Origin of the sequence: Bradyrhizobium sp. ORS 285 (assembly GCF_900176205.1) — a bacterium.
In the GTDB taxonomy this organism is placed as follows: Bacteria; Pseudomonadota; Alphaproteobacteria; order Rhizobiales; family Xanthobacteraceae; genus Bradyrhizobium.
Genome location: NZ_LT859959.1, coordinates 2808511 through 2822133, shown reverse-complemented (window position 1 = coordinate 2822133; position 13623 = coordinate 2808511). Strand labels below are relative to the sequence as shown.

Annotated in this window: 12 protein-coding genes; 4 read left to right on the top strand and 8 right to left on the bottom strand. The window is 66.5% G+C overall.

All coding sequences use genetic code 11. The features are described from left to right. Positions 1-162: 162 nt before the first annotated feature. From BRAD285_RS12760 to BRAD285_RS12730, 7 genes are all read right to left on the bottom strand, one after another. Complete coding sequence (locus tag BRAD285_RS12760) at positions 163-1662, bottom strand: tripartite tricarboxylate transporter permease (RefSeq protein WP_035646905.1); 1500 nt, start codon at positions 1660-1662, stop codon at positions 163-165. Beyond that, entirely contained in the window at positions 1662-2150 is a 489-nt protein-coding gene (locus tag BRAD285_RS12755) for a tripartite tricarboxylate transporter TctB family protein (RefSeq protein ID WP_006612641.1), read from the bottom strand. Before BRAD285_RS12755 ends, BRAD285_RS12760 begins: the two co-directional genes overlap by 1 nt. Then, entirely contained in the window at positions 2147-3115 is a 969-nt protein-coding gene (locus BRAD285_RS12750) for a tripartite tricarboxylate transporter substrate binding protein (RefSeq protein ID WP_006612642.1), read from the bottom strand. Before BRAD285_RS12750 ends, BRAD285_RS12755 begins: the two co-directional genes overlap by 4 nt. Positions 3116-3321: 206 nt before the next feature. Next, positions 3322-3684, bottom strand: coding sequence for a hypothetical protein (locus BRAD285_RS12745; protein ID WP_006612643.1), 363 nt, complete (start codon positions 3682-3684; stop codon positions 3322-3324). Positions 3685-3766: 82 nt separating this feature from the next. Beyond that, the gene (locus BRAD285_RS12740) at positions 3767-4045 is read right to left on the bottom strand and encodes a DUF3551 domain-containing protein (protein WP_006612644.1); all 279 of its coding nucleotides are present in this window, start codon (positions 4043-4045) and stop codon (positions 3767-3769) included. A gap of 101 nt (positions 4046-4146) precedes the next feature. After that, positions 4147-4842: an RlmE family RNA methyltransferase gene (locus BRAD285_RS12735; RefSeq protein WP_006612645.1), complete on the bottom strand. Its 696-nt coding sequence runs from the start codon at positions 4840-4842 to the stop codon at positions 4147-4149. Positions 4843-5068: 226 nt separating this feature from the next. Then, positions 5069-6142, bottom strand: a complete 1074-nt coding sequence (locus BRAD285_RS12730; protein WP_035645544.1) for a Ppx/GppA phosphatase family protein — start codon at positions 6140-6142, stop codon at positions 5069-5071. A gap of 200 nt (positions 6143-6342) precedes the next feature. Between BRAD285_RS12730 and BRAD285_RS12725 the strand changes: the two genes are divergently transcribed. Beyond that, complete coding sequence (locus BRAD285_RS12725; protein WP_006610873.1) at positions 6343-8718, top strand: xanthine dehydrogenase family protein molybdopterin-binding subunit; 2376 nt, start codon at positions 6343-6345, stop codon at positions 8716-8718. 196 nt (positions 8719-8914) lie between these two features. On the opposite strand, the gene BRAD285_RS12720 is transcribed toward BRAD285_RS12725, so the two are convergent. Then, a complete protein-coding gene (locus BRAD285_RS12720; RefSeq protein WP_006610872.1) occupies positions 8915-9715 on the bottom strand; it encodes a hypothetical protein in 801 nt (266 codons plus the stop codon). 123 nt (positions 9716-9838) lie between these two features. Between BRAD285_RS12720 and BRAD285_RS12715 the strand changes: the two genes are divergently transcribed. The 3 genes from BRAD285_RS12715 to BRAD285_RS12705 all read left to right on the top strand — a co-directional run bounded on the left by BRAD285_RS12715 (position 9839) and on the right by BRAD285_RS12705 (position 13437). Continuing rightward, positions 9839-10333 carry a YaiI/YqxD family protein gene (locus BRAD285_RS12715; RefSeq protein ID WP_035645541.1) on the top strand — a complete coding sequence of 165 codons (495 nt, stop codon included), beginning with the start codon at positions 9839-9841 and terminating at the stop codon, positions 10331-10333. Positions 10334-10338: 5 nt separating this feature from the next. Beyond that, on the top strand, positions 10339-12150 hold the full coding sequence (locus tag BRAD285_RS12710; RefSeq protein ID WP_006610870.1) for an ABC-F family ATP-binding cassette domain-containing protein: 1812 nt from the start codon (positions 10339-10341) through the stop codon (positions 12148-12150). A gap of 207 nt (positions 12151-12357) precedes the next feature. After that, the gene (locus tag BRAD285_RS12705) at positions 12358-13437 is read left to right on the top strand and encodes a D-TA family PLP-dependent enzyme (protein ID WP_006610869.1); all 1080 of its coding nucleotides are present in this window, start codon (positions 12358-12360) and stop codon (positions 13435-13437) included. Positions 13438-13623 lie beyond the last annotated feature (186 nt).

The following is a 13623-nucleotide window of genomic DNA, read 5'->3' as shown; positions in this document are numbered from 1 at the left end:
GACGCTTCCTCTGATGATCCGGGGTTCCAGGCCCCGGTCTCGATGGTTGAAGCGCAAACCAGATCACGCGGACATCGTTTCAAGCCGAGTCCGATCTTCGCCCGTTCTGCCGGTCACGTTATGTTGCAGTGCGATGGCGCGGTTTAGGCTTGCGCGCCACACTCAATCCTCATTCGCCTTGAAACGCCCGAGTCCCTTCAAGATGAACGGCGCGACCAGCGCAATCAGCGCGACAACTAACAACGTCGCGGAGATCGGAGATTGTAGCAGCGTCATGGGATCACCGAGGCTGATCGCCAACGCGCGGCGTAGCTGGCTCTCGGCGATCGGGCCCAGGATCAGGCCGACGACAACCGGCGCGATGGGAAAGTCGAAGCGCCGCATCAGGAAGCCGAGCACGCCGAAACCGGCTAACATCGACAACTCCACCACCGACGGCTTGGCCGCGATCGTTCCCATCGTCGCGAACACGAGGATGCCGGCGTAGAGCCAGGGCGTCGGAATCTTCAGGAGCCGCACCCACAGGCCGACCAGCGGCAGGTTCAAGACCAGCAGCATCGTGTTGGCGATGAACAGGCTCGCGATCAGGCCCCAGACGAGATCGGGGCGTTCGGCGAACAGCAGCGGTCCCGGGTTGAGGCCGTATTGCTGGAAGCCCGCGAGCATCATCGCCGCGGTTGCGGAGGTTGGTAGTCCCAGCGTCAACAGCGGCACCAAGGTGCCGGCGGCGGACGCATTGTTGGCAGCCTCGGGTCCGGCAACGCCTTCGATCGCCCCCTTGCCGAACTCGTCGGGATATTTCGTCAGCCGCCGCTCGGTTGAATAGGACAGGAAGGTCGGAATCTCCGCGCCACCGGCGGGCAGCGCGCCGATCGGGAAGCCGAATAGCGTGCCGCGCAGCCACGGCTTCCAAGAGCGCTTCCAGTCCTCGCGCGTCATCCATAGCGAGCCTTTGACCGCCTCGATCTTCTCCTCGGTGTGATGCCGGCGCGAGGCGACGTAGAGCGCCTCGCCGACCGCGAACAGGCCGACCGCGAGCGTCGTCACCTCGACACCGTCCAGCAGCTCCGGCACGCCGAAGGCGAGCCGCGCCTGTCCCGTCAGCTTGTCGATGCCGACGAGGCCGAGTACCAACCCGATGAACAGGCTGGTGAGGCCGCGGATCGGCGAGTCGCCGAACGTCGCGGACACCGTGATGAAGGCGACGCACATCAGCGCGAAGTAATCCTCGGGGCCGAAGCGCACCGCAATGTCGACGAGATAAGGCGAGAGAAATGCGAGGCCGATGGTGGCGATGGTGCCGGCCACGAAGGAGCCGATCGCCGAGGTCGCCAGCGCCGGGCCGCCGCGGCCGGCCTTGGCCATCTTGTTGCCTTCGAGCGCGGTGGCCATCGAGGCGCTCTCGCCGGGGGTGTTGATCAGGATCGCGGTGGTCGAGCCGCCATACATGCCGCCATAATAGATGCCGGCGAACATGATCAGCGAGCCGCCGGGATCGAGCTTGTAGGTGACCGGCAGCAGCAGCGCGACGGTCAGCGCCGGACCGATGCCCGGCAGCACGCCGACGGCGGTGCCGAGGAACACGCCGATCAGCGCATAGAGCAGGTTCATCGGCTGGGCGGCGATCGCCATCCCATGCGCGAGCGCGGCGAAGGTGTCCATCAGAGCAGTCTTTCGAGCGGACCGGCGGGCAGGCTCAGGGTGAGGAGACGGTCGAAGGCCATGTAGATCAAGGTCGTCAGCACCGCGCCGATGACGAGGTCGGTTGCGAAGGCACGGCGGCCGAACGCGGCCGAGGTCGTCACGAACAGCGCCGTCGTCGCCAGGATGAAGCCGCCGCCGAAGCCGATGATGGCGATGAGAAGCGCGAGGCCGACCAGGATCAGCAGCACCGCCACGGGATCCGCGCTCTCGCGCGGCGGCAGGTTGCCCCTGAGCGCATCGATCAGATTGGCGAGCGCGAGGATGCCGAGCCCGACGGCGATCACCACCGGCATGACCTGCGGGCCCATGCCGTACATCGTGGTCGCCGGGATCTGGTTGGCGTCGTAGACCAGCACCAGCGCGACCGCGGCCAGTAGCGCCGCAATGACGACGCCGGCCTTGTCGATGCCTCGCGCGGGCGCCTCTCTTGCGGCGCTGTCCGTCATGACTTGACGAGGCCGACCGACTTCAGCACGTCGGTGACGCGGACGTTCTCCTTCTTCAGGAAGTCGGCGAAGGCATCGCCGGCGAGATAGGCGTCGTCCCAGCCCTTCTGCTTCAGGATGTCCTTCCACGCATCCGACTTGACCATCTTCTCGACGGCGTCGGCGAGCGTCTTCTTCTGCTCCGGCGTGATGCCGGGTGCGGCGACCACCGAGCGCCAATTGGCGAGCACGAGGTCGATGCCCTGCTCCTTGAAGGTCGGGATGTCGACGCCGGGAATGCGGTTCTCCGAGGACACGCCGATCGCGCGCAGCTTGCCGCTCTTGATCTGCCCGTCATATTCGGACAGGCCCGAGATGCCGGCCGTGACCTTGCCGCCGAGGATGGCCGCGAGCGACTCGCCGCCGCCGGAGAACGGGATGTAGTTGACCTTCTTGGCATCGGCTCCGACGGTGCCGGCGAACAGCGCCGCCATCACGTGATCGACGCCGCCGGCCGAGCCGCCGGCGAAAGTCACCTTGGCGATGTCGGCCTTCAGTGCCGCGGCCAGATCCTGCGCGGTCTTGATCGGCGAGCTCGCGGGCACGACGATGACCTGGATCTCCTCGGTCAGGCGCGCGATCGGCGTCACCTGCTCCAGGGTCACCGGCGACTTGTTCATGGCGAGCGCGCCGACCATCACGAAGCCGTTGACCATCAGCTGGTTGCCGTCGCCCTTGGCGCCGTTGACGAACTGCGCGATGCCCACGGTGCCGCCCGCGCCCGCGACGTTGGTGACCTGGACGCTGCGCGCCACGCCCGAGGCGACGAACGCCTGCTGCATCGCCCGCGCGGTCTGGTCCCAGCCGCCGCCCGGCGCGGCCGGCGCCATCACCTTGAGCTCCATCTGCTGAGCCGAAACCGGAGCACCGGCCAGCGCCGTCAGCGCGACGACCGCGCCGAACAGGCGCGCACAAAACGATGTCAAAACACCCTCCACGGCCGCCCGGGCGGCTCCCGTTTCTTCTTGCGCTTGAACAAGCGAGCATGCGCCGCGAACGGCTGGAGCGGTTCCCGGATTCTCAAGACGCGCCAAAAGCCTACAGCCGCAGAGGGGCCGTTCAAGACGCCGGGCTGCGACAGGATAGCGCACCCATCTGCGCGCGTTCCGTCTGGCGTGAGCTGCCGAGCGGCCTAGCCGCAGGTCCAGACCATGCCGACAGGGGTCCGCGTCCAGCACGGGCCGAAGCTGCCGCCATTGTAATGGCCGCGATAAAAGCCGGGCTGGCCGAAATAGTGCCACTCGCCATTGTACAGCATGTATTTCGGCGTACCGTCGATGTACCAGTGGCGGCGGCTGCCGCGCGGCGGCCCGTTGCGCATCGCTTCCTTGTCCGCATAGAGCGGCAGGCTGTTGTTCGGCGGCTGCTTGTAGCCGGGCAGGAAGCCATAGCCCTGCCAGCTCCGCGCCTTGCGCTTGTGCGAGGGCGCCGCGAGCGCGATCGCGGGCACCAGCAGCAGGAGCGTCACGATCGAAATGATGAAGCGATGCGGCATGGCAGTGACCAGGCTGACGGAACGATTCTCATCTTGCGCGCGGTTGTGCGGCACGGCAATGGCCGTTGCGTCACGACATGTTTCAGTGATGACGCCGATGCACGCGACGCGGCGGAGGCGACGGCGGCGCATAGAACGGATTGAGGTCGCACATCGCTGACCGGCCCGATGCGGTCGCACGACATTGCGGCAGCGAGGTATAGCTGCAGTCGATCCACTCGCCGCCGCCAAACCGGCCGCCTTCATAGACCTTCATGCACACGGGATAGCGCGGATCATAGGCCTGGGCGTGAGCTGGTCCTGTTATCACAGAGCCCGCCGTCAAAGCGAGCACGAGGGCGCTCCAGGTCAGAACACGCATGCAGGACCTCCGGTCTTGATCTCGCCGGCCCCAAGCCGATTCCCGAGACCTTGATTGCACCTGCTCTGTATCGCCGCGGCCGGGCGGTCGCAATGACGCCATTACAACACGTCGCCCTGCTCTCCGCCGCGGAAACCCATCGCCAGCACGTAGCGCTCCGACGAATCCTGCCGGCTTGCCGCCGGCTTGACGTGGCGGACGGTGGCGTAATCGCGCTTGAGCTGGGCCAGCAGTTCGGCATCGGCGCCGCTCTGGAACGTCTTGGCGAGGAAGCTGCCGCCGGGCTTCAGCACCTCGCCGGCGAAATGCGCGGCGAGTTCCACAAGGCCGACGATGCGCAGTTGGTCGGTCTTGCGATGGCCGGTGGTATTGGCAGCCATGTCGGACATGACCACGTCGGCACGGCCGCCGATCATCGCGCGCAGCTTCTCCGGGGCATCCTCGGCGTGGAAATCGAGCTGGGTGAACGTGACCCCCGGGATCTCGCCCATCTCCAGGAGGTCGATCGCGATCACCTTGCCCTTGCCCGCCTCGGCACCGACCCGGCGCGCCGCGATCTGGCTCCAGCCGCCAGGTGCGGCGCCGAGATCGACCACGGTCATGCCGGGCTTGAGCATGTGATATTTGTCGTCGATCTCGAGCAGCTTGTAGGTCGCGCGCGAGCGATAGCCGTCGCGCTTGGCCTGCGCCACATAGGGATCGTTCAGCTGGCGCTCCAGCCAGAGTTTCGAGGACAGCTTGCGCTTGCCCCCGGTCTTGACCTGCACATGCATGCGGCCGGTGGTGTCTTTTGCCATGTCGGTCTCTGTCTGGCGACGTTTCAGTCAACTCGTGCGGCGACGGGCGTTCACCTCTCCCGAAGGGAGAGGTCGGATTGCATCGCCAGATGCAATCCGGGTGAGGGGTCGTGGTCCATCAAGACGCCTGCAGCCCCTCACCCGGCGCTGCGCGCCGACCTCTCCCCGACGGGGAGAGGTGAACCGAGAGCGTGGCGACCATTGCGGCCACTTGAGGAGATGCGCGTTATGCCGTTCGCAGCGCGCCGTCCTCGCGCATCATCTCGACCAGCATGCCTTCGCGCAGGCCCCTATCCGCGACGCGCAAGCGCGGCAGCGGGAAGGACTGGCGGATGGCGTCGAGGATGGCGCAGCCGGCCAGCACGAGATCGGCCCGATCGATGCTGATGCAGTTGTTCTCGGCGCGCTCCTGGTAGCTCATCGCCAGCAGCTTGCCGATCGTCGCCGTGATGTCGGCATCATTGATCCAGATGCCGTCGACGCGACGGCGATCGTAGCGCGCGAGATTGAGGTGAATGCCCGCGAGCGTCGTCACCGTGCCAGACGTGCCGAGCAGATGCATATCGGCAAGATCACCGCCGTTCTCGGCCGCGAACGGCCCGACATGCTCGGCCACGGCCTCGACCATGGCGGCATAGATCTCCGGCGTGACGTCACGGCCGCCGAAGCGCTCGGCCAGGGTCACGACCCCGAGCGGGATCGACATCCAGGCCTTGATGCGCGGTTCCGCATTGCGGTCAGAGGGATCACGCTCGATCCGGACCAGCTCGCTGGAGCCGCCGCCGATGTCGAACAGGATCGCCCCGCGACCGCCAGAGTCGAGCAGCGGCGCGCAGCCCTTCACGGCGAGCGCCGCCTCGGTCTCGCGGTCGATGACTTCGAGCTCGATGCCGGTCTCGGCCGCCACCCGGGTCCGGAACCCCTCGGCATTGGCCGCCGCACGGCAGGCCTCGGTCGCGATCAGGCGCAGACGCCTGGCCTTCTTCGACTGGATCTTGTCCCGGCAGATGGAGAGCGCCGCGATGGCCCGATCCATCGCCGCATCGCTGATGCAGCCGGTGGTCGAGATGCCCTCGCCCAGCCGGACAATGCGCGAGAAGGAGTCGACCACGCGGAAACTGTCGCCCGAGGGACAGGCGATCAGAAGCCGGCAATTGTTGGTTCCGAGGTCCAGCGCCGCATACACGCTGCTGCCATGGCTGGCGCAGGCCGGTGTCGCGACGTCCAGACCCGGGTGCAAGCCGGGCTCCAGGTTCCCGCGCGGCGTCGGACTCTCCCGCAGCCGCGTGTCATTGATCATTCAAATGTCTTTCCGCTGGCCGAACCGGCCCAGATGGAAGTTCTCTTTCATGAGACATTATCAGTGGATAGGCCCGGCGCAACAGCCCCTCCGTCAGGCGTGATGCACCATTCCTAATCAACCGTTGTCCGGCCGCGGGCGCTGCACTATCTGGGAACAGCCCGCATTTGCGCTCCATCCAGCTCCGCAGGTCACTATCCATGCAAGATCACACCGCTCCGGCCACCCTCGAAAACGCGATTGCGCTGCAGAAATTCGGCGTCGGGCAGCCGGTCCGGCGCAAGGAGGACGACACGCTGGTGCGCGGCCACGGCAAATATACCGACGATTTCAACCTGCCGGGACAGGCGCATGCCTGGATCGTCCGCTCCAGCCACGCCCATGGCATCATCAAGGGCATCGACACGTCGGCTGCCAAGGCGATGCCGGGCGTGCTCGGCGTGTGGACCGGAGCGGACCTCGCCGCGGCCAATTATGGCCCGTTCACCTGCGGCCTGCCCATGAAGAGCCGGGACGGCTCGCCGCTGCTGCAGACCAACCGTCCGGCGCTGGTCACCGACAAGGTGCGCTTCGTCGGCGACCCCGTCGCCTTCGTCGTGGCGGAGACCGCGGCGCAGGCCCGTGACGCCGCCGAGGCGGTCGAGGTCGATATCGAGCCCCTGCCCGCGGTCACCAATGCCGAGGAAGCCACCAAGCCCGGCGCGCCGCAGCTCTACGAGCACATCCCGAACAACGTCGCGCTCGATTACCATTATGGCGACACCGCCAAGATCGACGAGGCCTTCGCAAAGGCCGCGCATGTGACCAAGCTCAACATCGTCAACACCCGCGTCGCCGTGGTGTCGATGGAGCCGCGCGTCGCGCTCGCCGCGTTCGACGGCAAGTCCGAGCGCTTCACCCTGCAGGTGCCGACCCAGGGCGTGTCCGGCAACAAGGCGACGCTCGCCAAGATTCTCAACGTTGCGCCGGAGAAGGTCCGCATCGTCACCACCAATGTCGGTGGCTCCTTCGGGATGAAGAACGTCTCCTATCCAGAGTACATTTGCATCCTGCACGCCGCCAAGCAGCTCGGGCGTCCGGTGAAGTGGCGCGACGAGCGCACCACCGCCTTCCTGTCGGACAGCCAGGGCCGCGACCAGATCATTCATGGCGAGCTCGCGCTCGATGCCGACGGCAAGTTCCTCGCGGTTCGTCTCTCCGGCTATGGCAATCTCGGCGCCTACATCATGGGTGTTGCGCCGCTGCCGCTGTCGCTCAACACCGGCAAGAACCTCGCCAGCGTCTACAAGACGCCGCTGCTCGGCGTCGACATCAAGACGGTGCTGACAAACGTGACGCTGATGGGCGCCTATCGTGGCGCCGGCCGGCCCGAGGCCAACTACTTCATGGAGCGGCTGATCGACACCGCCGCGCGCGAAATGGGCATCGATCGCCTCACCATCCGCAAGCGCAACTTCATCAAGCCGAGCCAGATGCCGTTCCCGGCGGCTTCGGGGGTCACCTATGACTCCGGCGACTTCGCCGCCGTGTTCGAGAAGGCGTTGCAGGCCTCCGACTACGCGGGCTTCGCCAAGCGCAAGCGCGAGAGCCGCAAGGCCGGCAAGCTGCGCGGCATCGCCGTCGGCTCCTATCTCGAGGTGACCGCCCCGCCCTCCGGTGAGCTCGGCAAGATCACCTTCGACGCCGATGGCGGCGTGACGCTGACCACCGGCACGCTCGATTACGGCCAGGGCCATGCGACACCGTTCTCGCAGGTACTGTCGGAGCAGCTCGGAGTGCCCTTCGAAAAGATCCGGCTGGAGCAGAGCGACTCCGATCTCGTCCGCTTCGGCAACGGCACTGGCGGCTCGCGTTCGATCACCGCGACGGGACAGGCGATCGTCGAGTCCTCGCAGCTCGTGATCGCCAAGGGCAAGCAGGCGGCGGCGCATCTGCTGGAAGCGTCTGAAGCAGACATCGAGTTCGCTGGCGGCCAGTTCACTATCGCCGGCACCGACCGCAGCATCGACATCATGGAGCTGGCTCGGCGGATGCGCGAGGGCAAGATGCCTGAGGGCGTGCCGGCCTCGCTCGACGTCGACCACAATTCGACGGCGACGGAGTCGACGTTCCCGAACGGCTGCCATGTCTGCGAGGTCGAGATCGAGCCGGACACGGGCGTGGCGCACATCGTCGGCTACACCGCGATCAACGATTTCGGCACCGTGATCAACCCGATGATCGTCGCCGGCCAGCTGCATGGCGGCGTCGCCCAAGGCATCGGCCAGGCGATGATGGAGCACCTGCGCTACGACGAGAGCGGCCAGCCGATCACGGGCTCGCTGATGGACTACGCGCTGCCGCGCGCCTCCGACGTGCCGATGATGACGGTCGACAATCATCCGGTCCCGGCGAAGAGCAATCCCTTGGGCACCAAGGGCTGCGGCGAAGCGGGTTGTGCCGGGTCGATGGCGAGCGTGATAAATGCAGTGATCGATGCCCTCTCGGACTACGGCGTGAAGCATCTGGACATGCCGCTGACCGCGGAAAAGATCTGGCGCGCGATCCAGGACGGCAAGGCGAAGACGGCGGCGTGAGGCGCTCGTCCTGTCGGTTTGGTGAACCTTCACCCCTCACCCTGAGGAGCCCGCCGAAGGCGGGCGTCTCGAAGGGCGAGGCCCGGATCAGGCCTCATGGTTCGAGACGCGCCTTCGGCGCTCCTCACCATGAGGGGTGAGAGCGTTGCCCGATTTCGAGCGCTTCGCCTTTCTCAGAAAACTCTTACCTCACCCGCTAAGCCGCCGCCTGCGCGCGCGGCTGATAGATCGCGACATGGTGGCAGTGCGCCAGCGGGCGGCTGCCGTTCGCGACCACCAGGGCATCGATCTCGACGAAGCGGTGGCCCTTCTTCTCGTAGTTGGCGACCACCCGGCCCCGCGCCGTGATCTCGTCGGCTTCGGCGATCAGCGACAGCAATTGCATCCGGCTGCCGACGTGAATCCACGGGCCGAGCAGGACGTTGTCGACCAGGAGCCGGTTCATCACCCGCTGCAGCATGCCGGGATGGCCGAGCCGCTCGTTCGCATAGATCGGATCGCGCTCGCGGATTTCCTCGAGATACATCGTCGCCGCTGGCCCCGGCCAGGCGCGCGGCGCCGTGCCGAGCCAGCTGCCGACTTCGAATGAGTCTGCGCCGATGGGCGGTCGCACGTCTGCGGGTGGAACATCACGATAGTCCCCCAGCACGATATCCGGCGTCTCCGCCGGCAGCGATGCGGAACCGGTGGCGCAGAGCTGGCCCCGGCTCGTCACCTCCATCGCCAAGCCGCCAGCCATCTCGCTCGCCCTGACCTCCGCGATCTCCCCATCATAGACCGGCTTGATGAACCGCGCCTCGATCAGCCCGCGCTCCAGGAACGCCCGCCCCCAGCGCGCGACAGGCTGGTGCAGCATGTAGGCCAGCACCTCGACGCCCGGCACCAGGCCGCCGGTGAAACCGAAGCGGCGGGCGACGCTGTCGTCGTGCATCTTGTTCTCGGACTGCTTGGCCGTGTTGAACGCCTCGACCGCATAAGACGCAATTTCACCGGACATCCTTGCCTCCCTTTGACGCTTTTCGGCGATGGTAACGGCCGGAAAGCCCCTGGCAAGCTCAGCCTTTGGCTCGCAATTCCCGGCGCGATGGAGTACCAACCGGCCATCCCGAATGAAGGCCCGATGACGCTCCAAACCGCCCCGATCACCATCTATGTCGATGCCGACGCCTGCCCGGTGAAGGACGAGATCTACCGCGTCGCGATCCGTCACGGGCTGCCGGTGGTCGTCGTCGCCGGCGGCTTCATTCGCGTGCCGGACGATCCCCTGATCACGCGCATCGCGGCCGGCAGCGGCATGGATGCCGCGGACGACTGGATCGCCGAGCGCACCACCGCCGACGACATCGTCATCACCTCCGACATTCCGCTGGCGAGCCGCTGCGTCAAGGCCGGCAGCGCCGTGATCGCGCCGAACGGCAAGCCGTTCACGGAGGAGTCGATCGGCATGACCTTGGCTGTGCGCAACCTGATGACTGATTTGCGCTCGTCCGGCGAGGTCACCGGCGGCCCGCGCTCGTTCACGCCGCGCGACCGCTCGACCTTCCTTTCCACCCTCGACACCACGATCCGCCGCGTGCAGCGCCAACGCGCCGCGCGGGTCCAGCAACAGAGCTAAGCGACATGGCGCCGCCACTCATCCAGTTGAAAGACATCCGCCTGACCTTCGGCGGCACCGCGCTGCTGCAAGGCGTGGAGCTCTCGGTCTCGCCCGGCGAGCGCGTCTGCCTGATCGGCCGCAACGGCTCGGGCAAGTCGACGCTGCTCAAGATCGCCGCCGGCCTCGTCGATTGCGACAGCGGCACACGCTTCGTGCAGCCCGGCGCCACAGTGCGCTATCTGCCGCAGGAGCCCGATTTCTCAGGCCATGCGACGACGCTGTCCTATGTCGAGGCGGGGCTCGGACCGGGCGACGATCACTATCAGGCGCGCTATCTCGTCGAGCAGCTCGGACTATCAGGCGAGGAAGATCCCGCGCATGTCTCCGGTGGCGAGGCGCGCCGTGCGGCGTTGGCGCGCGTGCTCGCGCCCAATCCCGACATCCTGCTGCTGGACGAGCCGACCAACCATCTCGACCTCACCACCATCGAATGGCTGGAAAACGAGCTCGACGGCCGCCGCTGCGCGCTGGTGCTGATCAGCCATGACCGCCGCTTCCTGACCAATCTGTCGCGCGCCACCGCTTGGCTCGACCGCGGCCAGATCAAGCAGATCGACCGCGGCTTCGCCGGCTTCGAGGCGTGGCGCGACGAGGTGCTGGACGAGGAGGAGCGCGAGCAGCACAAGCTCGACCGCAAGATCGTCAATGAAGAACACTGGCTGCGCCACGGCGTCTCCGGCCGGCGCAAGCGCAACGTCAAGCGGCTCGCCAATCTGCATGCGCTGCGCCAGCAGCGCCGCGACTATCGCGGCACGGCGGGCAGTGCCAATCTCGCCGCCGCCGAAGCCGACAAGTCCGGCAAGCTGGTGATCGAGGCCAAGGGCGCGACGAAGAGTTACGGCGATCGCAAGATCGTCGACAATTTCTCCATCCGCATCCAGCGCGGCGATCGCATCGGCATCGTCGGCCCGAACGGCGCCGGCAAGACCACGCTGGTCAATCTGCTCACCGGCGGCAGCGAGCCTGACAGCGGCAGCATCCGCCTCGGCGTCAATCTGGAGACGGCGACACTCGACCAGCATCGCGAAAGCCTCGATCCCCGCACGACGCTCGCGGAGGCGCTGACCGGCGGCCGCGGCGACCACGTCATGGTGGCCGGCAAGCCGAAGCATGTCGTCGGCTACATGGAAGACTTTCTGTTCTCGCGTGAGCAGATGCGCACGCCGCTCGAAGTGCTCTCCGGTGGCGAGCGTGGCCGGCTGATGCTGGCGCGTGCACTGGCCAAACCGTCGAACCTGCTGGTGCTGGACGAGCCGACCAACGATCTCGACCTGGAGACGCTGGATGTGCTCGAGGACATGCTCGGCGACTACGAGGGGACGGTCATCCTGATCAGCCATGACCGCGACTTTCTCGATCGCGTCGTCACCTCGGTGATCGTGCCGGAGGGCAACGGCAAATGGCAGGAATATGCCGGCGGCTACAGCGACATGCTGGTCCAGCGCGGCGCCGATCTGAAGCGCGAGCATGCGAAATCGGCTGAGGAGAAGAAAGAGACGAAGCCGGCCGCCGCCGCGCCCACGAGCGCGCCAAAGCGCAAGCTCTCCTTCAATGAGAAGCACGCGCTCGAGACGCTGCCGAAGACGATTGCCAAGCTGCAAGCCGAGATCGCCAAGCAGCAGGCGGTGCTCGCCGATCCCGCACTCTACTCGAAAGATCGCAAGAAATTCGACGCCGCCTCCCTCGCCATCGCCACCGCGCAAGCCGAGCTCACCGCCGCCGAAGACCGCTGGCTGGAGCTGGAAGTGCTGCGCGAGGAGATCGAGGGTGGATGACACCGCCGTAGGGTGGGCAAAGGCGCGCACGCGCCGTGCCCACCGAATCCTTCCGCAACAGAAGACGGTGGGCACGCTTCGCTTTGCCCACCCTACTCTCTTTCTCCGTCATTGCGAGCGGAGCGAAGCAATCCAGGGCTGCAGCCGGGACTCTGGATTGCTTCGTCGCTTCGTTCCTCGCAATGACGACAACATGGAGCTAACGACATGACCACCCCGCTCGCCGCCAAGATCGCCCGGGAGTACGGCACGCCCTGCGCCGTCATCGACATGGACAAGGTGGAGCGCAACATTGCGCGCATCCAGGCGCAATGCGATGCCGTCGGCGTCGCCAACCGGCCGCACATCAAGACGCACAAGAGCCCGGTGCTGGCCAAGCTGCAGATCGAGGCCGGCGCTGATGGCATCACCTGCCAGAAGATCGGCGAGGCCGAGATCATGGCGGACGCCGGCATCACCAACATCCTGATCAGCTACAATCTGATCGGCGAGGAGAAGATGGCGCGTCTCGCGGCCCTGCAGGCGAAAGCTGACATGACCGTCGCCGCCGACAACGCGACCGTCATCGCCGGCCTGCCGCAGGCGGCGAAACAGTCCGGCCGCACGCTGTCGGTCGTGGTCGAATGCGATACGGGGCGCAAGCGCGCCGGCGTCGAGACGCCGGCCGAGGCGATCCAGCTGGCGCGGCAGATCAAGGCGAGCGAGGGCCTGCGCTTCGCCGGCTTCATGATGTATCCGACCGAGACCGGCTGGGACGACGCGCAGCGCTTCTATGACGAGGCGCTGGCCGGCGTGCGGGCCGAAGATCTGGAGGCAACGATCGTCTCGACCGGCGGTTCGCCGAACCTGAAGAATCTCGGCAAGCTCAAGGGCGCGACCGAGCATCGCCCGGGCACCTACATCTACAACGACCGTATGCAGGTCGCCGCCGGCGTGGCCACGTGGGACGACTGCGCGCTGCAGATCTACTCCACCGTCGTCAGCCGCGCCGCGCCCGAGCGCGGCATCCTCGATGCCGGCTCCAAGACCTTGACCACCGACACCGGCGGACTCGACGGCCACGGCCTGATCCTGGAGCACCCGGAAGCCAAGATCGCCCGCTTCGCCGAGGAGCACGGCTTTCTCGACCTCTCCCGCAGCAACACCCGCCCCAATGTCGGCGACGTCGTCCGCATCATCCCCAATCACGTCTGCGTCGTCGTCAACATGATGGACGAGGTCGTGATGGTCCGTGGCGACGAGATCGTGGGCACGCTGCCGGTCGCGGCGCGCGGCAAGCTGCGGTAAGCGACCGCTCTCTCCAGCCTGTCATCCCGGGGCAGCCGCGCCAGCGGCTGAGCGCGGAATCCATACGCACCATCGTGGTTATGGATTCCGGGCTCGCCCTCCGGGCGCCCCGGAATGACGACGGTGCTTGTGGCGGCACCTGAGTAAATAACGATGATCTGTAGGGTGGGCAAAGAGGCGACGCGG

What these genes read in the sequence shown, in the direction of transcription:
- BRAD285_RS12760 (WP_035646905.1), bottom strand. Translation starts at nt 1,662, where the DNA reads ATGGACACCTTCGCCGCGCTCGCGCATGGGATGGCGATCGCCGCCCAG.
- BRAD285_RS12755 (WP_006612641.1), bottom strand. Translation starts at nt 2,150, where the DNA reads ATGACGGACAGCGCCGCAAGAGAGGCGCCCGCGCGAGGCATCGACAAG.
- BRAD285_RS12745 (WP_006612643.1), bottom strand. Translation starts at nt 3,684, where the DNA reads ATGCCGCATCGCTTCATCATTTCGATCGTGACGCTCCTGCTGCTGGTG.
- BRAD285_RS12740 (WP_006612644.1), bottom strand. Translation starts at nt 4,045, where the DNA reads ATGCGTGTTCTGACCTGGAGCGCCCTCGTGCTCGCTTTGACGGCGGGC.
- BRAD285_RS12735 (WP_006612645.1), bottom strand. Translation starts at nt 4,842, where the DNA reads ATGGCAAAAGACACCACCGGCCGCATGCATGTGCAGGTCAAGACCGGG.
- BRAD285_RS12730 (WP_035645544.1), bottom strand. Translation starts at nt 6,142, where the DNA reads ATGATCAATGACACGCGGCTGCGGGAGAGTCCGACGCCGCGCGGGAAC.
- BRAD285_RS12725 (WP_006610873.1), top strand. Translation starts at nt 6,343, where the DNA reads ATGCAAGATCACACCGCTCCGGCCACCCTCGAAAACGCGATTGCGCTG.
- BRAD285_RS12720 (WP_006610872.1), bottom strand. Translation starts at nt 9,715, where the DNA reads ATGTCCGGTGAAATTGCGTCTTATGCGGTCGAGGCGTTCAACACGGCC.
- BRAD285_RS12715 (WP_035645541.1), top strand. Translation starts at nt 9,839, where the DNA reads ATGACGCTCCAAACCGCCCCGATCACCATCTATGTCGATGCCGACGCC.
- BRAD285_RS12710 (WP_006610870.1), top strand. Translation starts at nt 10,339, where the DNA reads ATGGCGCCGCCACTCATCCAGTTGAAAGACATCCGCCTGACCTTCGGC.
- BRAD285_RS12705 (WP_006610869.1), top strand. Translation starts at nt 12,358, where the DNA reads ATGACCACCCCGCTCGCCGCCAAGATCGCCCGGGAGTACGGCACGCCC.